Origin of the sequence: Kribbella voronezhensis (genome assembly GCF_004365175.1) — a bacterium.
GTDB classification, from domain to species: Bacteria; Actinomycetota; Actinomycetes; order Propionibacteriales; family Kribbellaceae; genus Kribbella; species Kribbella voronezhensis.
The window spans coordinates 4,780,594-4,800,718 of record NZ_SOCE01000001.1 but is presented as its reverse complement, the minus strand read 5'-3'; the positions used below and the strand labels follow the sequence as shown (position 1 = coordinate 4,800,718).

17 protein-coding genes are annotated in these 20,125 nt (G+C 68.3%); 6 read left to right on the top strand and 11 right to left on the bottom strand.

What is annotated here, in order from left to right; all coding sequences use genetic code 11:
- Nucleotides 1-44: 44 nt before the first annotated feature.
- From EV138_RS22500 to EV138_RS22470, 7 genes are all read right to left on the bottom strand, one after another.
- Nucleotides 45-1,232 carry an MFS transporter gene (locus tag EV138_RS22500; RefSeq protein WP_133980775.1) on the bottom strand — a complete coding sequence of 396 codons (1,188 nt, stop codon included), beginning with the start codon at nucleotides 1,230-1,232 and terminating at the stop codon, nucleotides 45-47.
- Nucleotides 1,233-1,299: 67 nt separating this feature from the next.
- Complete coding sequence (locus EV138_RS22495; RefSeq protein WP_133980774.1) at nucleotides 1,300-2,583, bottom strand: aminotransferase-like domain-containing protein; 1,284 nt, start codon at nucleotides 2,581-2,583, stop codon at nucleotides 1,300-1,302.
- Nucleotides 2,583-3,635 (bottom strand): alpha-hydroxy acid oxidase, encoded by a 1,053-nt coding sequence (locus EV138_RS22490; RefSeq protein WP_133980773.1) that lies wholly within the window; start codon nucleotides 3,633-3,635, stop codon nucleotides 2,583-2,585. Before EV138_RS22490 ends, EV138_RS22495 begins: the two co-directional genes overlap by 1 nt.
- Complete coding sequence (gene lipP1 / locus EV138_RS22485) at nucleotides 3,628-4,557, bottom strand: LipP1 family hormone-sensitive lipase (RefSeq protein ID WP_133980772.1); 930 nt, start codon at nucleotides 4,555-4,557, stop codon at nucleotides 3,628-3,630. The genes EV138_RS22490 and lipP1 overlap by 8 nt, the downstream gene beginning before the upstream one ends.
- Nucleotides 4,558-4,575: 18 nt before the next feature.
- The gene (locus EV138_RS22480) at nucleotides 4,576-5,796 is read right to left on the bottom strand and encodes a cytochrome P450 (RefSeq protein WP_133980771.1); all 1,221 of its coding nucleotides are present in this window, start codon (nucleotides 5,794-5,796) and stop codon (nucleotides 4,576-4,578) included.
- Nucleotides 5,793-7,004, bottom strand: a complete 1,212-nt coding sequence (locus EV138_RS22475; RefSeq protein ID WP_133980770.1) for a cytochrome P450 — start codon at nucleotides 7,002-7,004, stop codon at nucleotides 5,793-5,795. Before EV138_RS22475 ends, EV138_RS22480 begins: the two co-directional genes overlap by 4 nt.
- Nucleotides 7,005-7,007: 3 nt before the next feature.
- Entirely contained in the window at nucleotides 7,008-8,297 is a 1,290-nt protein-coding gene (locus EV138_RS22470; RefSeq protein ID WP_133980769.1) for an SGNH/GDSL hydrolase family protein, read from the bottom strand.
- 191 nt (nucleotides 8,298-8,488) lie between these two features.
- Here EV138_RS22470 and EV138_RS22465 point away from each other — a divergent pair, with 191 nt between their 5' ends.
- From EV138_RS22465 to EV138_RS22455, 3 genes are read left to right on the top strand one after another with little or no spacing between them, the layout of a single operon-like run.
- Nucleotides 8,489-10,051 (top strand): class I adenylate-forming enzyme family protein, encoded by a 1,563-nt coding sequence (locus EV138_RS22465; RefSeq protein ID WP_133980768.1) that lies wholly within the window; start codon nucleotides 8,489-8,491, stop codon nucleotides 10,049-10,051.
- A 31-nt stretch (nucleotides 10,052-10,082) separates the two neighbouring features.
- Nucleotides 10,083-11,321 (top strand): MFS transporter, encoded by a 1,239-nt coding sequence (locus tag EV138_RS22460; protein WP_133980767.1) that lies wholly within the window; start codon nucleotides 10,083-10,085, stop codon nucleotides 11,319-11,321.
- Entirely contained in the window at nucleotides 11,318-11,989 is a 672-nt protein-coding gene (locus EV138_RS22455) for an SGNH/GDSL hydrolase family protein (RefSeq protein WP_133980766.1), read from the top strand. The genes EV138_RS22460 and EV138_RS22455 overlap by 4 nt, the downstream gene beginning before the upstream one ends.
- A gap of 328 nt (nucleotides 11,990-12,317) precedes the next feature.
- Here the strand turns inward: EV138_RS22455 and EV138_RS38500 are convergent, their stop codons facing one another.
- A complete protein-coding gene (locus EV138_RS38500; RefSeq protein WP_305000175.1) occupies nucleotides 12,318-12,824 on the bottom strand; it encodes a CatB-related O-acetyltransferase in 507 nt (168 codons plus the stop codon).
- Nucleotides 12,825-13,063: 239 nt separating this feature from the next.
- Here EV138_RS38500 and EV138_RS22445 point away from each other — a divergent pair, with 239 nt between their 5' ends.
- Entirely contained in the window at nucleotides 13,064-13,765 is a 702-nt protein-coding gene (locus EV138_RS22445) for an SDR family NAD(P)-dependent oxidoreductase (protein ID WP_166678656.1), read from the top strand.
- On the opposite strand, the gene EV138_RS22440 is transcribed toward EV138_RS22445, so the two are convergent.
- Nucleotides 13,731-15,005, bottom strand: coding sequence for a cytochrome P450 (locus tag EV138_RS22440; protein ID WP_133980764.1), 1,275 nt, complete (start codon nucleotides 15,003-15,005; stop codon nucleotides 13,731-13,733). The genes EV138_RS22445 and EV138_RS22440 overlap by 35 nt on opposite strands.
- Nucleotides 15,006-15,163: 158 nt before the next feature.
- Here EV138_RS22440 and EV138_RS22435 point away from each other — a divergent pair, with 158 nt between their 5' ends.
- Together EV138_RS22435 and EV138_RS22430 are read left to right on the top strand one after the other, a co-directional pair.
- Nucleotides 15,164-16,420 (top strand): MFS transporter, encoded by a 1,257-nt coding sequence (locus tag EV138_RS22435; RefSeq protein ID WP_133980763.1) that lies wholly within the window; start codon nucleotides 15,164-15,166, stop codon nucleotides 16,418-16,420.
- Nucleotides 16,417-17,388, top strand: a complete 972-nt coding sequence (locus EV138_RS22430) for a methyltransferase (protein WP_133980762.1) — start codon at nucleotides 16,417-16,419, stop codon at nucleotides 17,386-17,388. Before EV138_RS22435 ends, EV138_RS22430 begins: the two co-directional genes overlap by 4 nt.
- A 2-nt stretch (nucleotides 17,389-17,390) precedes the next feature.
- Here the strand turns inward: EV138_RS22430 and EV138_RS22425 are convergent, their stop codons facing one another.
- Nucleotides 17,391-18,755, bottom strand: a complete 1,365-nt coding sequence (locus EV138_RS22425) for a hypothetical protein (RefSeq protein ID WP_133980761.1) — start codon at nucleotides 18,753-18,755, stop codon at nucleotides 17,391-17,393.
- Nucleotides 18,752-20,125: an ATP-grasp domain-containing protein gene (locus EV138_RS22420; RefSeq protein WP_133980760.1), complete on the bottom strand. Its 1,374-nt coding sequence runs from the start codon at nucleotides 20,123-20,125 to the stop codon at nucleotides 18,752-18,754. Before EV138_RS22420 ends, EV138_RS22425 begins: the two co-directional genes overlap by 4 nt.

Below are 20,125 nucleotides of genomic sequence, written 5' to 3'. Positions count from 1 at the left end.
CAACTGCCGAACTCGCGACGGTGCTGGTGGTCTCAGGTTTTGAGTTAGGCGGCGGTGCGGGCTGCTTTTAAGGCGGGGACGATTGCGACGGCTACTACTGCTGCGGTCAAGCCGAAGGCCAGTGGGTAGCCCGTGCCGGCTACTACCGCGCCGAAGAGGATGGCGCCCAGGCCCCAGCCGCCGTCGTAGGCGAGGTTCCAGAGGGCGCTGACCTGGCCGAAGTGGGTTCGGTCGACTCGGTCGTACATCATCGCGAGGGTCAGGTTCTGGGCGGCGCCGAAGCCGAGGCCGAAGGCAGCGGCGCCGACCACCACGGCGACGCCGCTGCCGATGAACACCAGCGCGCCCGCACCGAAGGCGGCCAGTAGCAAAGCGGCGACCAGTGGTCTGGCCGGCCCGACCCGGTCGCCGTACCGGCCGGCGACCCAGCGAGCAGCCGGAGCCGCGATCGCCTGGACGAGCAGCGCGACAGCCACCAGCGCGTGCCGATCGGCGGAGACCGCGAGCGGTACGAAGGTCACGCTGATCCCCGCCGCCACGGTCACCGCGGCGAACACGAGTGTCGGCATCAGCAGGCCGCTCCCCCGCAGCCCACCCAACACCTTCACGTGCTGCGGCTCAGACTCTGTACTACGGGTTGGCAGTCCGGCCAAGAACGCCAGGCCACCCAGCGACGCGACCGCCGCGACGACGAACAGCGCTCCGAATCCGATCACGTTGGTCAGATAGACCCCGAGCGGCAGGCCAACGATTGCCGGTACGCCGACCACTACGCCGTACAGGCCCAGTCCTTCGCCTCGGCGGTGGGCCGGGATGAGGTCGGCGACCAAGGCGACAGCGCCGACGACCATGATCGCCAGGCCGCCACCGCGCACCACGCAGACGGCCAGGACGGCCGGAAGCGAGGCGGTCAGCAGCAGTACCAGCGAGGGCGCACCGAGAAGGACCAAGCCGAGGCCGAGGGTGCCGCGGTAGCCGAAGCGGCCCAGCATCCGCGGTACCAGCAGTTCCACCGCGACCGCTGAGAGCATCATCGCGCCGGTCGACAGGCCGGCCCCGACACCGCCGGCGCCGTTCGCCGCGAGGTAGAGCGGCACGACCGAGGTGAGCAGGTACATGCTCAACCCGGAGCCGAGCACCATCAGCAGCAGGAGCGCGAACTGCCGGGTGACGAGGCGCTCCCGCCGCGCCACAACGGGGAGCAGGGGTGCCTCACACGCGATCTCAGTCATACCTTCACGGTAGAAGCGAACCGGTCTCCCCTACAGATCCAGTTCTCAACCCGGCGAGAGGACCAATTCAGAGCTGATCAGTGATGAGCGCGGCCAGGCGGTTCAGTGCGGCATCGATCTGGTCCGGAGTGACCGAACTGCAGGAGAGCCTCAGTGCGGTGATCGGGCCGTCGCCGTCGTAGAAGTGGCTCATCGGCGTCCACAGCACGCCGTACTCGTGGGCCGACTTCTCGAGCAACGCGTCGTCCACCGCGAACGGGACCGTGACGACGACGAAGAAGCCGCCGGACGGAACGGTCCAGGTCACCTCGCCACCGGGGAAGCGGGCGGCCAGACCGTCGGTCACCGCGCGCAGGTTGTCCGCGTAGATCGCCCGCTCGCGCTGGTTCGCGGCGACCAGGCTGCAGTCGTTCGCCAGCAACTTCCCGCCGATCACCGCCTGGGCGACGGCCGAGGTGTTGACCGTGACCATGCTCTTGATCTTCGACAACTCGTCGGCAAGCAGGCCGACCGAGCCGTCCGGCGCGGCCACGGTCTGATCCGCGACCACATAGCCGACGCGAGCACCGGGCAAGGCAGTCTTGGCGAAGGAGCCGAGATAGATCACCCGGCGTTCGGTGTCGAGCGACTTCAACGTCGGCACGCGATCCACACCCGCGGCTGGGAAGAGCCCGTACGGGTTGTCCTCGAGCAGCAGAAGCTCCTGCTCCGCCGCGACCGTCAGCAACCGCCGTCGGCTCTCCAGGTCGAGGCTCAGCCCGGACGGGTTGGCGAAGTCGGGCATGACGTAACAGGCTCGCGGCCGGAGCCCTTCGGCCCGGGCGGCCTTGACGACGGCGACCAGGTCCTCCAGGTCGACACCATCGTTGCCTCCGGCAACTGACAGCACCGGGAGATCGACCAGTCGAGCGGCACCCGTGATGCCCACGTAGGCGGGCGAGACGACCAGCAGGACATCCTTCGGGTCGGCCCGGAGCGCCCGCAGTACCAGGACCATCGCCTCCTGGCAGCCGACCGTGATCACCAAGGCTTCGGGATCGACCTCGATCCCCTCGTCGAGGGCGAGGTTGCGGGCGACCAGGTGATGCACGATGCCCTTGGTCCGCCCGTACTGGAACAGGGTGCGCCGGACCGCCTCCTCGTCGTACCCGAGGTCGTCGCACAGGTGCCGGCTGAAGATGTCCAGGTACGAATGCAGGTCCTCGATCGCGTAGAACTCCTCCGAGGGCCGCCCGGCCGCCAGCGAGATCGCGTCCGGGTAGTGGTGGGAGATCTCGTTGAGGAAGTTCATCGAGTTCAGCGCGCGATCGGTGAGCGAGGCGTGCAGGTCCAGCACTTGCAGATCAGCCATCAGGCCCTCCCGGTCGTCAACTCGGCGACATCGGCCACGGTCGCACACCCCGCGAGCATCATCGCCTGCGTCAGCTCGGCGGTGAGCAACCCGAGCGCTTCGGCGGCAGCGTCAACAGCCATTGCCCAGAGCAACGGTCGCCCGATCAGTACGCCGGACGCTCCGAGCGCGAGCGCACGCAGTACGTCGGTGCCGCTACGGACGCCACTGTCCAGCAGCACCTCACAATTGGCCACTTCGACCACAGCGGCCAGCGCATCGATCGAGGCCGGCGCGCCGTCCAGTTGGCGACCGCCATGATTCGACACCACGACGGCCTCGGCACCTGCCTCAGCGGCGCACCTGGCGTCCCGAGGGTCGAGAATCCCCTTCACCACCAGGGGAAGCCGGCAGCGGCGCCGGATCCACTCCAGATCATTCCAGGACAGCGAAGGCTCGAACGCCGAAGCCGTGTGGGTTGCCACCGCCGAGGCCCCGGCAACCCCCACATGAGCCTCGGTCCGCGCCCCGACGAGGTTGGCGGCGACGACTTCGGCAGGGAGCTGAAAAGAGTTCCGTACGTCGCGCAGCCGTCGCCCCATCACCGGCACGTCGACCGTCACCATCAGCGCCGCACACCCCGCCTGCTCGGCCCGATCGATCAGCGACTCGACCATCGAACGGTCCCGAAGCCAGTACAACTGGAACCAGGTGGTCGCCTCGGCCGCGATCTTCTCCAGCGGCCGGCTGCTCAAAGTGCTGATGACATAGGGGATTCCAGCGTGCGCGGCCGCTCGGGCGAGGGCGAGCTCGCCGTCCGGATGCACCAATTGCTGGTACGCCATCGGAGCGACGGCGACCGGCATCGCGGCCGGCGTACCGAGGAGCCGCGTCGACGGGTCGGGCGAGGAGACTCCAGTCAGGACCCGCGGAGTCACCGTCACCGCGTCGAGCGCCGACCGGTTCCGGCGGAGTGTCGTCTCGGAACCGCTGCCTCCGGCAACGAAATCGCGGACGCCGGCCGGTAGCAGCAGCGACGCCAGCTGCTCGTAGTCATCCAGTGAACTAGCCATCGGCGAAGGTCCGCTGCAGGAACTCGGCGGCCTCCGCGATCGCCTTCCGGCCACCGTCGAGGACGCCGGACATCGCGAAGAACCCGTGCACCATCCCGTCGTACCGGCTGAGCTGGGTCGGCACACCCGCGGCGTACAGCTTCTCGGCGTAGAACTCGCCTTCGTCCCGGAGCGGGTCGTACTCCGCGGTGATCACCAGGGCAGGCGGGAGATCCGCGTGCGACTCGGCCAGTAGCGGGGAGGCGAGGGGGTTACGGCCGTCCGCCGGGTCCTTGAGGTAGTGGCCCCAGTACCAGTCGACGGACGTCCGGTTGAAGAGGAACGGGTCGTCACCGGCGCGCATCGAGGCGGTGTCGGAGCCGTACAGGGTATTCGGGTAGACCAGCAGCTGAGCGGCTAGTGCTGGGCCGGAATCCCTTGCCAGTAAGGTGGTTGCGGCGGCAAGGTTGCCGCCGGCACTGTCTCCACCGACAGCAATGCGGGCAGGATCGACTTGGAGTTCAGCAGCGTGGGCGGCGATCCACTGGACCGCCTGGTGGCAGTCGTTGACAGCCGTCGGGAACGGGTTCTCCGGCGCCAGCCGGTAGCCGACGGTGATCACCTGGCACGGTACGGCGTTGGCGAGTTGCCGGCAGATGCCGTCGGCGGTGTCGATGCTGCCCAGCGTCCAGCCGCCGCCGAAGAAGTACACCAGCGTCGGCAGCGGGTCGGTCCCTTCGGGCCGGTAGATCCGCAACGGCAGGCCGGACTCCTCCATCACCAAGTCCTCGACGTGGTGGACCTGCTCCAGTGAGCCACCGGCCGCCTGGATCGAGGCCAGGTCTGCCGCCCGCGCCTCGGCCAGCGTCTGGGTGTAGAGCTGCGGAACTTTCTCGGTCTCACGCTGCGAACGCATCGCCTCGACCTGCGGATCCAACGGCATCAGAGTTCTCCAGAAGTCTCAGTTGCCCAGGACAACGGGCATGGTGGCGAAGCCGCGGAGGGCGAGTCCGGCACTCTGCACCGGTGGGCTCGCGAGCGCCAGGTCGGGGAACCGCTGGAACAGCCGCGGCAGCGCCAGCCGACCTTCCGCCCGGGCGAGGACCGCGCCGATGCAGAAGTACGGCCCGGCGCCGAAGGTGATGTGCCGTTTGTCCGGTCGCTCGACGTCGAACACCTCGGGATTCGGGAATCGTGCGGGATCACGGTTGGCGGCGCCGAGGATGACGAGCACCAGACCGCCCTCAGGAATGGTGACCCCTGCTACCTCGAGGTCTTCCGACGCTGTCCGCACGACCAGCTGCGCGGTACCGTCCCAGCGCAGTACCTCCTCCACGCAAGCTTCCGCCACCGCGGGATCGCTCGCGAGCGCCTTCACCAGCTCAGGCCGTTCGAGCAGCGGCGGGATCGCGTTGCCGAGCAGGTTGATGGTGGTGACGAAGCTGGCGTTGAAGAGCACCAGCAGGTTCCCGATCAGCTCCTCGTCGGTGAGGTCGCCGTCACCGGCGTCGATCACCTGCACCAGCGCGCTGATCAGGTCGTCGCCGGGTTTCGAGCGGCGGGCGGCGATCAGCGACGCGTAGTACTCCGACATCTCGGTGGCGGCATTGTTGGCAGCGGCAACCTTCTCCGGAGTACGGCCGCCGAAGTCGAGGTAGTCCTCGACCCGCTGCACCCGGGTCCGGAACCAGTCCAGATCGGGCGCCGGGATGCCGAGCAGCGCACTCATCACGCCGGCCGGCAACAGGTAGCCGAACTCGGCGATGAAGTCGACCGGACCGTCAGAACCCAGGCCTGCAAGGCGATCCAGCAGGTCATCGGTGAGCGCTGTGATCTCGGGTTCCAGCGCCGCCACCCGTCTTGGCGTGAACGCCGCATGGAAGGCACGCCGCATCCGGCCGTGGTCCGGCTCGGTCCGGAACATCATCGAGTTGCTCAGCGCCGTCGTGATCGGATCCGCGTCCGGTGCGGGTGGTGGACCACCTTTGACGAACCGGGGATCGCGCAGGATCTGGTCCACGGCCGCATACCCGTTGGCCACTGCCGCGTACGCCGGGCTGGCGGGTGTCAGGTTGACGGGCCCGAGCGCATGCAGCCTTTCGTACAAGGGGTACGGCGCCCGACGACCGGCGTCGGTCTGCAACTCGGCAAGGATCTCATCGGCTGTCCCAATGATCGTCATGGCGCCACCGGCATCGACTTGTAGCCACGGAGGAACTGTTGTGGATTGCGAACCGGTGGTCCGGCCGGTCGCAAGGACGGGAACCGTTCCAGCAGACGCGGGAAGGCGATTCGCCCCTCGGCGCGCGCGAGCGCGGCACCCAGGCAGTAGTGCGGTCCCGCACCGAAGCTGAGCGGCTTCACGTCGGTCCGCGCCGGGTCGAAGATGTCCGGATCCTTGTAGCGGGAGGGATCCCGGTTCGCCGCGCCGAGCATGACCAGCACCAACTGCTTGGCGGGGATCACCGTGCCGGCCAAGGTCGTCTCCTCGTTCGAGAACCGCGCGACGAACTGCACCGGCGCCTCGTACCGCAGGACTTCCTCGACGAACGCCGGGACCTCGGCCTTCCGCACCTCCGGCCGGTCGAGCAGCAGCCGCATCCCGTTGCCGATCAGGTGGATGGTGGTGACGAAGCTGGCGTTGAACAAGACCAGCAGGTTGCTGATCAGATCGTCGTCGGACACCTGGTGCTCGCCGGCGTCGATCGCCGCGACCAGCTGACTGATCAGGTCGCCCTCCGGAGCGGCTCGCCTTTCAGCCAACAGGGACCGGTAGTACTCCGACAGCTCGACCGTCGCCTGGTCGGCGGCGGCCAGCACCTCGTCGGTCTTGCCGGTGACGTCGAGAAAATCGTTGATCCGCTCGACCCGCGGCCGGAAGAAGGCCAGGTCGCTCTGCGGGATGCCGAGCAGCGCAGCCACCACGCTGCTCGGCAACAGGTAGGCGAACTCCGTCATGAAGTCCGCCTTCCCGTCGGTGGCGAGCCGCTCCGCCATCGCGTCCAGCAGGCCGTCGACCAACTGGCTGACGGCCGGCTCGAGGTCGACCACCCGGCGCGGGGTGAACACCTGGTGGAACAACCGCCGGGCCTGCGTATGGCGGCTGTCGTTGCTGTACATCATCGAGTTGTTGAGCACCGCCAGCAGCGGATGCTCACGCCATCCCGACCCACTGCGTTCGTCGGTGAACGCGTCGTCGGTGACGCGGAAGCGCTGATCACGAAGCAGTTGGTCGGCGGCTTCGTAACCGGTGACCACCGCCGCATAGGGGCCGCCGTCGTCGAGCAGGCAGACGGGTCCGAGCTGGTGCAGTTCGGCGTAGTACTGGTACGGGTCGTCCAGACCGGCTGCGCTGAACAGCCCCTTGAGCACCTGTGCGGCGGTGGTCATCCCTCACCGCACCAGCTGCAACGGGATCGCGTCGGCCATCGCCTGGTAGCCGGCATCGCTCATGTGGATGTGGTCACCACCGTCGTACGCGGCCAGGGTCCTGGTCGGGTCGGCAGGGTCGCGAACGGCCTTGTCGAAGTCGATGAACCCGTCCGTTTCGTGCGTGCTGCGGATCCAGGCGTTGACCGTCTGCCGGGTCTGCTCGCGCTCCGGGGTCCAGCCACCGGGGGTGGTGAAACCGCCGTACGGCGTGATGGTGGCGCCGAGGCTGCGGATGCCGCGCTCGTGCAACTGGCTGTTGATCTGCTTGAGCGCCGCGATGATCTGGTCGGCCGGAGCGTCGTCCATCCAGATGTCGTTGACGCCGAGGTGGGTGATGACGACCTTGGGCTGGGTCTGGGCGAAGACGTCCTCGTTCAGCCTGGCCAGGGCGTTGACGCCGAGCTGCTCGATGCCGTTCGGGGCGCCGAGGATCGGGTCCGGGCTGTCGTGCAGCAGCCGGTTGCCGGCCATGCCGACGTTCAGCACGCCCGGGGTGTCGTGGCGGTGGTCGGCCGCCAGCCGTTCGGCGAGCTGGTCGGGCCAGCGGTTGTTGCCGTTCAGCGTGCTGAGCAGGCCGTCCGCGATCGAGTCACCCAGCACGACGATGGCGCCGTCGGAGTGGTCGGTCTGCACGTCGACGCCGGACAGGAACGTCCAGCAGCAGGCCCGCGTCGTGATGTACGGCGTACCGTCGGCCGCGCTGGTCAGGTCGCCGGGACCGAAGAAGTTCTGCTGCGTCGACGAGGCGTGCCAGGTCGTCGGGCCGGTCGCGGTCGGGTAGAAGACGCTGATCACCAGCGTGCTCAGGTCGGGCACCCGCAGGTTGACCGGGTCGCTGAGCAGTTCGGCGCCCTTGTTCATCACCGCGGTCGGCGAGCCGTTGAAGGTCAGCGTCCGCAGCGACGCGGTGTCGATGTCGGAGGCGACCGGCGTACTGGTGTCCGCCTTGGCCACGGTGGCGGCACCGATCTGGATCGGCCGGTCGCCGTAGATGTTGGAGAACCGGATCCGGACCTTGTCGCCCCCCACGGACGGCCGGACCACGTAGCGGGCGCTCTGGTTGTTGAGGCCGGTGGCGGTGAAGCCGGTCGCCTCGCCGTGCGAGACACCGGCCGCCCAACTCCCGACCCACTCGGAGCGGTGACCGTCGGAGGAGTCCGACGCCCCCGATCCGGTGAACACCAGGCTGGAGCCCGCGAGTGAGACGGCCGCGGCCACCGCGGCCGTACGGAGACTACTGGGAATGCGCATGGAACAACCCCCCAATGGGTTGGCGCGCGACGGGCGAGAATTGCCCTGCGCGTATGGCGGTGACGGAAACCTAGTTCCGGATCCCTGACACGTCAACGGGAGCTTTGAATTACTCGCTTGAATTCACCGAGAACTGGTGGCCGCGGAATTCTCGACGTACGCTCGGGCCGGATCGAGGAGGGTGGGGTGTGATGTCGGTCGATATCGTGCTGGACAAAAGCCTGGAAAAGTCCGGTTCCTATGTCGTGGCCGCGTTGCGGCTGTTCGCGCAGTACGGCGATGCCGACGCGATCGTTGCCGGTGGCCGAAGGCTCAGCTTCGCCGAGTTGCGGCAGCAGGTGCTCGATCTGGCCGCTGTCCTCCAGAAGCGCGGAGTCGGAGCCGGGACCGGTGTGCTGGTGCTCGCGGGCAACACGATCGAGCTCCCGGCCCTGCAACTCGCGCTGCACCTGGTCGGCGCGCGGACGATGTGGATCGCGCCGATCGCCGGCCGGCGCGAGATCGAGGCGTTCGCCCGGCTGTCCGAGGCGGATGTCTTCGTCTACGACGCCACCACCAAGGCGGTGCTCGGCGAGCGGCTGGCCGTCCAACTCGGCGTACCGGTTCACTGCCTCGGGCCCGGCGGGCTCGGGCCGGACCTGCTCGCGGCGAGAGCTGCCGAGCCGTTCCAGCCGGAGTCTGGCGACTACGAGCCGGCCACCTGCCTGCAGACGAGCGGCACCACCGGCGAGCCGAAGCTGGTGCACCACCGGCAGGCGTTCTACGAGCAGATCCTGACCCTGGCCGCCGACTACCTGGCCGCCGGCCTGCCGGTACTGCGGCACCTGTCGCACTCGCCGATGGCGTTCGCGAGCGGCCAGATCACCAGCTTCTTCAACCTGTTCATGGGCGGCGTGCTGTTCCTCGAGGACCAGTGGGACGCGGGCCGCGCGCTGGCGACGATCGAGCGCGAGCGGATCAACTCGACGTACGTGTCACCGCCCCTGCTCTACCAACTACTGGACCACCCGGACCTGCCGACGACCGACGTGAGCAGCCTGTTCATGCTCAACGTCGGCGCCGGCCCTGCGGCGCCGTCGCGGCTACGGCAGGCCATCGAGCGGTTCGGACCGGTACTGCGGATCGTCTACGGGCTGAGCGAAGTCATCGTGGTCACTGCCCAGCCAGGGCTCACCGAAGACCCGGAGCACCCCGAGCGGCTGCGGTCCTCGGGAGCGCCGTACGGGGACGTCCGGGTGGAGATCCGCGACGCCGACGGGCACGTCCTGAAGCCGGGCGAGACCGGGGAGATCTACGCGACCAGCAAGCTGCGCTTCGTCGGCTACTGGGGGCGTCCGGACCTCACGGAGCGCGCGATCGTCGACGGCTGGGTCCGCACGGGCGACCTGGGCTACCTGGACGCGGACGGCTACCTGTACGTCGTGGACCGGGTGCAGGACACGATCGTCACGGGCGCGAGCAACTGGAACGTGTACTGCAGGCCTATCGAGGACCTGCTGCAGTCCGTGCCCGGAGTGCAGGCCGCTGCTGTGATCGGCGTACCGGACGAGGCGTTCGGTGAGGTGCCGCACGCGTACGTCGTGCGCTACCCGGGTGCAGTCGTCACCGACCAGGAGCTGCGCAAGCTGGTGCGCGACGAGTTCAACGAGATGTGGGCTCCGCGCACTGTCGAGTTCCTGGACGAGCTGCCGCTCACGTCCGCGCACAAGGTCGACAAGGTCGCCCTGCGAGCCAGCTACGCCTCCCAGTCATGAGCCGCACCACGAGCACCTTCGCGAGCTGGTCATGAGTCGCAGGACGGGGTTGATAGCGCTGTTCACGGCGGACGTGCTGTCTGTCCTGGGCGACCGCGTGTCGATGGTGGCGATCCCCTGGCTGGTGCTGACCACCACCGGCAGCCCGGCGAAGATGGGCCTCGTCGCCGGCGCGGAGATGCTCCCGTACGTCGTATCGGGTGTGCTCGCCGCTCCCCTGGCCGACCGGTTCGGGTTACGCCGTACGTCGATCGTCACCGACCTCGGCAGCGCGGTCGCGATGGCCGTGATCGTGCTGTCGCCCGGGTCGTCGTTCATCGGGTTGTGCCTGCTGGTCGCCGTCGCGGGCGCGCTGCGCGGCCTCGGCGACCGGGTCAAGCACGTGATGCTCAAGCCGATGGCCGACGCGGCCGGGGTGAAGATGATCCGGGTCACCTCCTCGTACGAGGGGTTCACCCGGACCGCCACGCTGATCGGGGCGCCGCTCGGTGGTCTGCTGATCAGCTGGATCGGGCCGAACAAAGCGATCACCGTGGACGCGATCTCGTTCCTGGTCTGCGCCGCGCTGATCGGCTCGCTGGTCCGGCTCCCACCGGCTGCCTCCGGCGAGCCGGTGCCCGAGCGTGAGCCCTACTTCCGGGCGCTGCGCGGTGGCTTCGCATACATCCGCAAGGACCAGTTGCTGCTCGGCATGATCGTGATGATCTTCTTCCTCAACGTGTTCAACCAGGCCAGTACTGCGGTCTTCGTGCCGCTCTGGGTCGAGCAGGTGCTCAAGTCGCCCGCAGCGCTCGGACTGCTCTTCGGCGGGTTCGCTGCTGGTGCACTGCTCGGCAACGTGATCTTCACCGTGTTGGGGCCGCGCCTGCCGCAGTACGGGTCGTTCGTGATCGGCGCTGCGGTCGGTGGAGCGCCCCGGCTGTTCACGCTCGGGCTGTCGCATCACCTGTGGCTGGTGGTCACCGTGAGCTTCTGTTGTGGCGTCGCGAACGCAGCGGTGAACCCGGTGATGGGCGTGACGCTGTACGAGCGGGTGCCGGCTGCGCTGCAGACCAGGGTGTTCGGGGTGACGGGGGCGATCGCCTTCATCGGCATCCCGATCGGTGGGGTGCTCGCTGGGTGGGGAGTCGCTGTGGTCGGGCTGCGGCCGGCTGTGGTGGCGTCTGGGGTGATCCTGCTGCTGGTGACGCTCGTACCCGTGTACCGGCTGTGGCGGCGACCTGTTGAGCTCGCGCACTACAAGGCGCCGACGCCTGAGGAGGCGGCATGACCACCGAGGCCACCGACGAGTACTGCCTCGCCGAGGGCGAGTCTTTGAAGCTGCTGACCGGTCACCCGTGGCGGCGATTCGTAGTACTGGGTGACAGCGTCGCCGAAGGGCTGTGCGAGCCAGTGCCCGGCTACAGCGACCTGCAGTGGGCTGATCGGCTGGCTTTTGAGCTGCGGTCAGCCGGGCCGTCGCTGGAGTACTTGAACCTGGGTGTGAGCGGGCTGCGGGCGCACGAGATCCGCGCTCAACAGCTGGAACCAGCGCTCGCCTTCGAGCCGGATCTGGCCCTGGTCGTCGGTGGCGGGAACGACGCCTTCAGCGCCCGCTACAACCCGGACGCCGTCGACGCCGAGCTGACCGCAATGGTCGCCGCGTTGCAGTCGGCCGGCGCCGACGTCATCACCCTCGGCATGTTCAACGTCGGCTACTCCCCCGCCGTCGTCGACTGGCTCCGCCCCGGCCTCCGCACCCGCATGAGCGTGCTGGCCGAGCGCACCCAGTCGATGGCCGCCCGCCTGAACACCATCCACGTCCACCTCACCGACCACCCGCTCTCCACCGACCCAGGCCTGTACAGCGCCGACGGCCGCCACGGCAACGCCCGCAGCGACGCGGTAGCCGCAGCCGTCACCGTCCGCCGCCTGGGTGAGCACTTGCAGCGGGTGTAGCCCACGGGCGCTCCTGCGTCGCGTCCTCCGGCGGCTGGCTCCCACCCCTAGGCGCGGGTTCCTCCGTCGCCCGCTTGGTGGGTGCCTGGCTCGGGCTCGCCGTCATGTGCGGGTGAGGGAAGGCGGGTTCGGACCGGCGCATCGCCGCGGTGGCCAAGGTGCGGGAGTCGCCAAGGCGAGCCACCCGGTAGCTACTGCGCGCTCTGGTGCGAGCTCGCAGGCCTGTCTTCCAGGTGTGCAGCTCAGCGGCATCTCGGCTCGTGCGTCACAGCACGATCGCCGCCCAGGCACCCCGCATGGGCGGGGTGGTGGCGTGGGCTACACGCCCCTACTCCTCCTCCACCAACCCCGCCTTGAGCGCGATCTCCTCGACCTCCCGCGGGGTGCCGGTGAAGATGGTGTGGGCGTGTTCGGTGACGAGCTCTACCGGCCAGTCCCACCAGGCGGCTCGGAGGAGGCGAGCGACGTCTTCCTCGGGGTACCGCTGCTTGATGACGCGCGCCGGGTTGCCGCCGACGACGCAGTACGGCGGGACGTCGGTGGTCACCACGGCTCCCGTGGCGATGATCGCGCCGTCGCCGATCGTCACGCCGGGCATCACGGTGACGCCGTACCCGATCCAGACGTCGTTGCCGACCACCGTGTCGCCCTTGCGTGGGGCGCCCAGGGCAGGCTCGAGGGTCCGCTCGGCCCACTCGCCGCCGAAGATGAAGAACGGGTACGCCGTCACGCCGACCAGCGGGTGGTTGGCGGAGGAGAGCAGGAAGGTCGCCTTGGCCGCGATCGGGCAGTACTTGCCGATGATCAGCTTCTCCGGGCCGAACGGATAAAGCACATTGTTGCGCTCGAAACCGGCCGCGTCATCCGGGTCGTCGTAATAGGTGAATTCCCCGATTTGGACATAGGGAACCGTAATCAGGGGTTTCAGGAAAACAGTGCGCCGACGATCGGAGAATGGGTAGATGACATTTGGGTTGGGCGCACTCGACACTGGCTGCTCCTCGCTCACGGTGATCCCCTGATGGTGATTTCCGAACACTGCCGAAAATGCCCGACTTCGTCTACAGTCCGGCCATGGCTGACAACGACGCGATCCTGATCTCCGGCGCCTCGGGCTGCATCGGCAGCACACTGGCCCGGCTGCTGTACGCCGATGGCCGCGCCCTGGTGCTGTTCGGGCGCAACCGCGAAGCGCTCGACAAGCTGGCCGTGGAACTGCCCGGCAGCCAGGTGCTGACCGGGGACATCGGCCACGCCGACACCCTGGCCGGCACGCTCACCTTCCCCGACCGTCTCGCCGGAGTCGTGCATGCGGCCGGCATCTGCGAGGGCCGCCCGTTCGAGGACAGCGACCCGGCGATCATCCGCGAGCATCTCGAGGTGAACCTGGTCGGCCCATCCGAGCTGACCCGGCTCGCCCTGCCTGCGCTCCGGGCAGGCCGCGGCACCGTCGTACTGGTCAACTCGCTCGTCGGCCTCTACCCGTGGCCGGGCTGGATCGGCTACACGATGAGCAAGTACGGCCTCAAGGCGTTCGCCGAGACGCTCCGGCTGGAGGAGTTCGACAAGGGGGTCCGGGTGAGCAGCATCTTCGCCAGCCGCGTCGCCACGCCGCTGCAGGCGAAGGTGCACGCGCAGGAGGGCAAGGAGTACCAGCCGGACGAGTGGGTGCAGCCCGAGACGATGGCCCGGACCATCCGCAACGTGCTGGACATGCCGCGCGACGCGGAACTGAAGGACATCACCCTGATGCATCAGCACTACCCCCGGCCGTAACCAGCGACGAGACGGTGACCGGCAGCGACTTGTAGCCGCGCAGGATGAACTGGTCGGTGCGGACCGGCTCGCTGCCGAGTGCCAACTGCGGGAACCGCTCGACGACCATCGGCAGGGCCAGTTGCGCCTCGGTCCGGGCGAGTGCGGCTCCCAGGCAGTAGTGCGCGCCGGCACCGAAGCTGATCGGCTGGTTGTCCGGCCGGTCCGGATCGAACCGGTCCGGCTCGGCGAACCGCCGCGGATCCCGGTTGGCCGCCCCCGTCAGTACTGCGACCAGCTGCCCCTCCTTCAGCGGTACGCCGAGGAACTCGGTGTCCCGACTCGCCAGCCGGATGAACACATGCGCCGGGGTGTCGTACCGCAGCACCTCCTCGACGTACGCCGCCGGGTCCTTCAACAGCTGCGCCCGCCCGTCAGAACTACCCAGCAACAGCGGTAGCGCGTTGCCGAACAGGTGGATCGTGGTGCTGAAGCTGGCGTTGAAGAGCACCAGCAGGTTGCCGACCAGCTCCAGATCGGTCACCTGATGGGTGCCGTCGGCAACCGCCCGGGTCAGGTCGCTGATCAGGTCTCCCTCAGGCTTCGCCCGGCGCTGCGCGATCAGATCCAGGTAGTACGTCGTGATGTCGGCGGCCGCCTGATCGGCAGCGGCGAGCACCTCGGGCCCTTTGCGGCGGAAGTCCAGCCAGTCGTTGATCACGTCCACCTGCGCGCGGAACCAGCTGATGTCGTCGTCCGGCAGCCCGAGCAGCCGGCCGACCACCCGCGCGGGCAGCAGATAGGCGAACTCGGCCATGTAGTCGACCTCGGCGCCCCCCGCACCCAGCAGCTCGATCCGGTCCAGCAGCTCGGCGGCGATCGCGATCACGTCGGGTTCCATCTCCTGCACCCGGCGCGGCGTGAACACCTTGCGGAACAGCGCGCGCATCCGGCCGTGCCGGTCGCCGTTGCTGAACATCATCGAGTTCATCAACGTGACCAGGACCGGGTGCTCGCGCCAGGTCGGGCTCATCGGCTCCAGCCGGAGCGCGTCGTGCACCTCGAAGGTCGCGTCCCGCATGATCTGGTCGACCGCCCGGTACCCGTAGGCGGCCGCGGCGTACGGCAGCTTGCCGGAGGTCAACGCGCTCGCCTGCCCCAGCTCGTGCAGCTCGGCGTACAGCGGGTACGGGTCCAGTTGCCCGCCACCGGCCGCCAGCGCCGCCACGATCCGCTCCGCGTCCCCAGTGATCTCCGTCATGTCTTCCTCCCCTGAGTGCACCCGTTTCCGGGCGCGGCAAAATGCAGCCTCGGCATTCTCCAAATCTCCGCTGAATCCCCCACCGGAGCACTTACCTGAACCTTTTCCATGTCGTACTGTGTGCCTCGGGGGCGGTCTCGACGCAGCAGGGGGTGACCATGCCGGAGAAGGTCCGGGGCAAACGACTCGGTCTTTACGCACTACTCACCGCCGATGTGTTCTCGACATTCGGCAGCCGGTTTTCTCTGGTGGCAATTCCGTGGCTTGTCCTGATCAGCACGGGCAGTGCCGCGAAGATGGGCCTGGTGGCCGCGTCGGAAATGATTCCGTACCTGCTGACGAGCGTGCTCGCGGCACCGATCGCGGACCGTTTCGGCATGCGCCGTACGTCGGTCTGCTGCGACCTGGGCTCCGCGGTGGCGATGGGCCTGGTGGCCGCGATCGGCCAACTCGGCTTCGTCCAACTCTGCCTGCTGATCGGCGTCTCAGGCGGTCTGCGCGGCGTCAGCGACCGCACGAAGCACGTGCTGCTGCGTCCCACCACAGCCGAGTCCGGCATCCCGATGTTGCGCGTGACCAGCGCATATGAGGCGATGAACCGCACCTCGGGGCTGATCGGCGGCCCACTGGCCGGCGTCCTGGTCGCAACCATCGGGCCCCACCACACGATCTGGCTCGACGCCGGCACGTACGCCGTCGCGGCGCTCCTGGTCGGCCTGCTGGTCAACCCCGCAGCTGAGCCCGAAACCGCCACACCGGCCAAGGAGCCGTACTGGCGAGCCCTGACCGGCGGGTTCGCGTTCCTGCGCTCCGACCGCATTCTGCTCGGTATGCTCGGAATGCTGTTCATGGTTAATTTCTTCCAATACGCGAACGGCGTCGTGCTGCTGCCGCTGTGGGTTCGCGAGGAATTCGGCTCGGCGACCGGACTCGGCTGGATCATGGGAGTTTTCGCGGCCGGTTCGCTGGCCGGCAACCTGCTTTTCACGATCTTTGCGACAAAGATTCCGCAAATGCTGTCGTTCTTCGTCGGAGCGGCGATCGGCGGGGCGCCGAAGATTCTCGTCCTCGGCCTCACCGGCAACCTCACCGTGGTCCTGGTGGTGACATTCTTCGCGGGCCTCGGAATGGCCGGCGTGAATCCCGTCGTCGGCGCGGTGCTGTACGAGCGGATCCCGGTCGAGCTCCAGACCCGGGTCTTCGGCGTCGTCGGTGCGGTCGCGGTCGCCGGCATCCCGCTGGGCAGCGCACTGACCGGCGCGGCCGTCGCCGGGATCGGGCTGCAGGCCACCATCCTCGTCTCCGCACTGGTGCTGCTGGCCGCCACCGTGATCCCGCTGGCCAGACACCTGCGCGGCGCCGCACAGAAGCCCGAGCAGACCCCCGTAGCGCAATCGACAGGAGAGTCAGGATGACCGACCCACTGGGTCCCGCCGAGCTGGCCGCGATGGCCGATCTGATCCCGCCGATGGCGCTCCGGGCGGCCGCCACCCTGCGACTGGCCGATCTGCTCGCCGCCGGCCCGATCGAGCTGAGCGCCCTGGCCGACAAGGCCGGAGCCGACGAGCAGGCCCTCAGCCGGCTGATGCGCTACCTGGTTGCCCGCGGCATCTTCAGCGGCACCGCCACCGGATACGAGCTCGGCGAGTCCGGAAAGTGGCTGCTCGACGACGCACCCGGCGGCCTGCGCCGCTGGCTGGACCTGGACGGCTTCGGCGGCCACATGGACCGTGCCTTCTTCGAGCTGCTCGGCACCGTGAAAGCCGGCGGGCCGGTTGCCGCCGGCAACAAGACCAGCCTCGATCCCAAGGCAGCCGGGTCGTACGACGAGTTGATGGAGATCCGCGCCGTCCAGGAGGCGCCGCTGCTCGCGGCCGCGCTCGACTGGTCGGCGTACGGGCATGTCGTCGACGTCGGCGGCGGCACGGGTGCCCAACTGGTCGGCCTGCTCGAAGCACTCCCGCACCTGCGCGGCACCCTGGTCGACCTGCCCGTCAGTGCACCCGCTGCTCTGGAACGCTTCCGAGCGAAGCAGCTGACCGAGCGCACCGACGTACTGGCCGGTGATCTGTTCGAGCTCGAGTTGCCCAGCGCGGACGTCTTCGTGTTCCGCTATCTGCTGCATTCTTTCGAGGACGAGGCCGCCACCGATGCGCTGCGCCAGGCCGCCCGGGCCCTCAAGCCGGGTGGCTGCGTGCTGGTGGTCGAGTCCGCCGAGACCTCGCCGATCGCCTTCGCCTCGATGGACCTGCTGATGCTCGTCCTCGGCCACGGCCGGGAGCGCACACTGGCCGAGTACGACGAACTCGCGACCGCCGCCGGCCTCACCAGAAGCGCGATCCACCAACCGGCGGTCGGGCCACGGGTACTGGAGTACCGCTGACATCACGCGTCACCGAGCAGCAGCGAGCCGGTGACGTGCACGTTGCGCTTGAGGTTCAGGACCTCACCTTCGCCCTGGCTCCCGATTCGGACGTAGCAACCGGCTCCCTGCCGGCCGAAGGTGTACGGCCCGATCGAGAACGGGACCTGGGCCTCCTCGTGCACCCCGGACTCCAGGTGCACGAAGTCCATCGTCATCCGGTCCGGACGCGTGTAGTCCTGCACCAGGTGCAGCCCTTCAGTGACGCCCTCCGAAACCAACGCCGTCCACTCTTCCGGCGACGCCTCCCGCCCGACCACAACTCCCGAGCCACCGAACTCGTCCGCGGGCTTGAGCACCAACTGCTCCCGCTCAGCCAGGACGGACGGCACCAGCGCGGAGGTCAGCATCCGCGTCCGCGGCAGGTGCGCACGAACCAAGGCAGCATCCTCAGGAGGAAGCTCAGCCGCGTCCTCCCACAACCACGCGAACACCAACTTGTTGCTGATCAACCACGACGCGGCAGAGGTGAACAACGACGCCGTCCCGGCCTGCAAGGCGTCCTTGATCGCCCGCAAGCCGACGGTCGGCGACATCTCCGAACACACGAACAGCCGAAGGATCGCCTCGACCCGGCGCCCCCGGCCGATCAACTGGTCATCGGACCCCAGCGTCAGCCAGTCGACCGGCTGCACGTCCATGTCGTAGCCGTTCTCACGCCCCCGTACGACGAACGGCTGCAGCAACTCGACCAGCTTCTCCGGATCGTGCGACTCCGGATACTCGCCATCCGTCCGGAACACCATCGTCAGCCGGGCGCCGGCGGGCAACCCGAGCGTCTCGCGGATCGCGGCGTAACGCCGGTCGACCGCCGACAGCGGCGCCTCCACCGGAAGCCGGTCCGCCAACCCCGTCGTACGGAAGAGATCGAGGAAGCGGGCCGAGACCTTCTCGGAGTCCCAGACGCTGCCGACATCGCTGCCGACGTTGAACTCCACGAACTTCGGTACGCCGTCGGTGAGCAGGATGTCCGGGCGGCCCGACATCAGCAGGTGCTCGCCGAGCGGCTCGGAGTCGTCGAGGAACTCGACCCGGCCATCCGGGATCCCGAGCAGTTTCCGCAGCTCCCCCGCCGTACTGGCCCGGCGGCGGCAGCAGTCGAACAGCAATTGCAGCATCCGGTCGCTCAGCGCGTAAAGCTCTTCCAGCCACGCCTTGTCCATCAGAACCGGCCGCAATGGGCGCCAGGTCTCGTTGTAGGTGGCGATCTCGTGGAAGACGTCCTGCCACCCCGTCCCACCGGCCGCCAGGATGTCGGCTCGCAGGCCGTCCGCCAAGTTGCCCCAGGCATCGAAACCGGGCCGGTCGGCCCAGTCGAACGCTGTCATCGCGGCGACACCAGCAGCGGCCCAGTGACATGGACGGCCCGCTTCAGATTCAGTACTTCGCCGTGCTCGTGCGACCCGACGCGGAGGAAGCACCCGAAGGACTGCCGTCCGAACGTGTACGGCCCGACCGAGTACGGCACGTCGGTCCGCAGCTGCTCACCGGTCTCCAGGTTGGTGAAGTCCATCGTCAGGCGATCCGGCCGGACGTAGTCCTGGAGCAGGAAGTCGCCACGCCGAACGCCTTCGGCGAGGCCTGCTCGCCATTCGTCCGGGTCGGTCTCGTGGCCCACCAGGACCCCCGAGCCGCCGTACTCGTCGGCAGGCTTGAGCACCAGTTCGGCCTGCCTGGCAAGGGCGTCGTCGACCAGGTCGGCCGTCAGCATGCGGCTCCACGGGACGTGCCGGCGTACCAGCTCCTGATCTTCCGCGGCGAGCTGGTCGAGGTCGCTCCACAGCCACGTCAGCAGCAGCTTGTTCGCCAGCAGCCAGCCGGCCGACGAGGTGAAGATCTTCGACGTACCGGCCTTCACCGCGGCCTTGAGCGCAGCCTGGCCAGGGTTCTGCGGCATGTCGGTGCAGACGTAGAGCCGGAAGACCGACTCCACCGGCCGCCCGTCGTGGTTGAGCCGGCCCTCGGAATCCATCGAGAGCCACTGGATCGGCACGCAGTCCATGTCGATGCCGAGCGCCTGACCGCGCTCGACGAACGGATCGAGCATCCGCACCAGCGCGGGGATGTCGTCGTTGCCCGGGTACTCGCCGTCGGTCCGCATCACCATCGTGAGCCGGTCCCCCGGCTTCAGGTCCAGGTACTTCATCATCGCGCGGTACCGGCCGTCGATCGGCGACGGTGGTGCCTGCACCGGCACCGAACGCTCCAGCCCGCGGCTGGTGAACATCTCCAGGAACCGGGTGGACACCTTCTCCGTGTCCCACACGCACCCGACCTCGCTGCCGATGTTGAACTCGACGAACTTCGGTACGCCGTCGCAGACCAGGACGTCGGGGCGGCCGGACTGGATCAGGTGCTCGTCGAGCACCTCCTCGTCGTCCAGGTACTCGATCAGGCCGTCCGGCGTACCGAGCAGCTTGCGCAGCTGACCAGCCGTCGTCGCCCGCCGCATCGCGGTCTCCAGGATCAGCTGGAGCAGCCGGTCCATCACCCGCGCCAACTCGTCGTACTTGGCCTGCTCGATCAGCACCGGGCGAAGCGGTCGCCAGGACTTGTTGAAGGTCAGTACGCCGGCGAAGACCTTGCTCCAGTCCTCCGCGCCGGCCGCCAGCACCTCATCCTTTGTTGCCTGTGGCAACTGCTCCCAGTGGTCGAAGGGTGTCTGCAGCCAGTCGAAAGTCAGGTCGGGGGTCGTCAT

What these genes read in the sequence shown, in the direction of transcription:
- EV138_RS22500 (WP_133980775.1), bottom strand. Translation starts at nt 1,232, where the DNA reads ATGACTGAGATCGCGTGTGAGGCACCCCTGCTCCCCGTTGTGGCGCGG.
- EV138_RS22495 (WP_133980774.1), bottom strand. Translation starts at nt 2,583, where the DNA reads ATGGCTGATCTGCAAGTGCTGGACCTGCACGCCTCGCTCACCGATCGC.
- EV138_RS22490 (WP_133980773.1), bottom strand. Translation starts at nt 3,635, where the DNA reads ATGGCTAGTTCACTGGATGACTACGAGCAGCTGGCGTCGCTGCTGCTA.
- lipP1 (WP_133980772.1), bottom strand. Translation starts at nt 4,557, where the DNA reads ATGCCGTTGGATCCGCAGGTCGAGGCGATGCGTTCGCAGCGTGAGACC.
- EV138_RS22480 (WP_133980771.1), bottom strand. Translation starts at nt 5,796, where the DNA reads ATGACGATCATTGGGACAGCCGATGAGATCCTTGCCGAGTTGCAGACC.
- EV138_RS22475 (WP_133980770.1), bottom strand. Translation starts at nt 7,004, where the DNA reads ATGACCACCGCCGCACAGGTGCTCAAGGGGCTGTTCAGCGCAGCCGGT.
- EV138_RS22470 (WP_133980769.1), bottom strand. Translation starts at nt 8,297, where the DNA reads ATGCGCATTCCCAGTAGTCTCCGTACGGCCGCGGTGGCCGCGGCCGTC.
- EV138_RS22465 (WP_133980768.1), top strand. Translation starts at nt 8,489, where the DNA reads ATGTCGGTCGATATCGTGCTGGACAAAAGCCTGGAAAAGTCCGGTTCC.
- EV138_RS22460 (WP_133980767.1), top strand. Translation starts at nt 10,083, where the DNA reads ATGAGTCGCAGGACGGGGTTGATAGCGCTGTTCACGGCGGACGTGCTG.
- EV138_RS22455 (WP_133980766.1), top strand. Translation starts at nt 11,318, where the DNA reads ATGACCACCGAGGCCACCGACGAGTACTGCCTCGCCGAGGGCGAGTCT.
- EV138_RS22445 (WP_166678656.1), top strand. Translation starts at nt 13,064, where the DNA reads ATGGCTGACAACGACGCGATCCTGATCTCCGGCGCCTCGGGCTGCATC.
- EV138_RS22440 (WP_133980764.1), bottom strand. Translation starts at nt 15,005, where the DNA reads ATGACGGAGATCACTGGGGACGCGGAGCGGATCGTGGCGGCGCTGGCG.
- EV138_RS22435 (WP_133980763.1), top strand. Translation starts at nt 15,164, where the DNA reads ATGCCGGAGAAGGTCCGGGGCAAACGACTCGGTCTTTACGCACTACTC.
- EV138_RS22430 (WP_133980762.1), top strand. Translation starts at nt 16,417, where the DNA reads ATGACCGACCCACTGGGTCCCGCCGAGCTGGCCGCGATGGCCGATCTG.
- EV138_RS22425 (WP_133980761.1), bottom strand. Translation starts at nt 18,755, where the DNA reads ATGACAGCGTTCGACTGGGCCGACCGGCCCGGTTTCGATGCCTGGGGC.
- EV138_RS22420 (WP_133980760.1), bottom strand. Translation starts at nt 20,125, where the DNA reads ATGACGACCCCCGACCTGACTTTCGACTGGCTGCAGACACCCTTCGAC.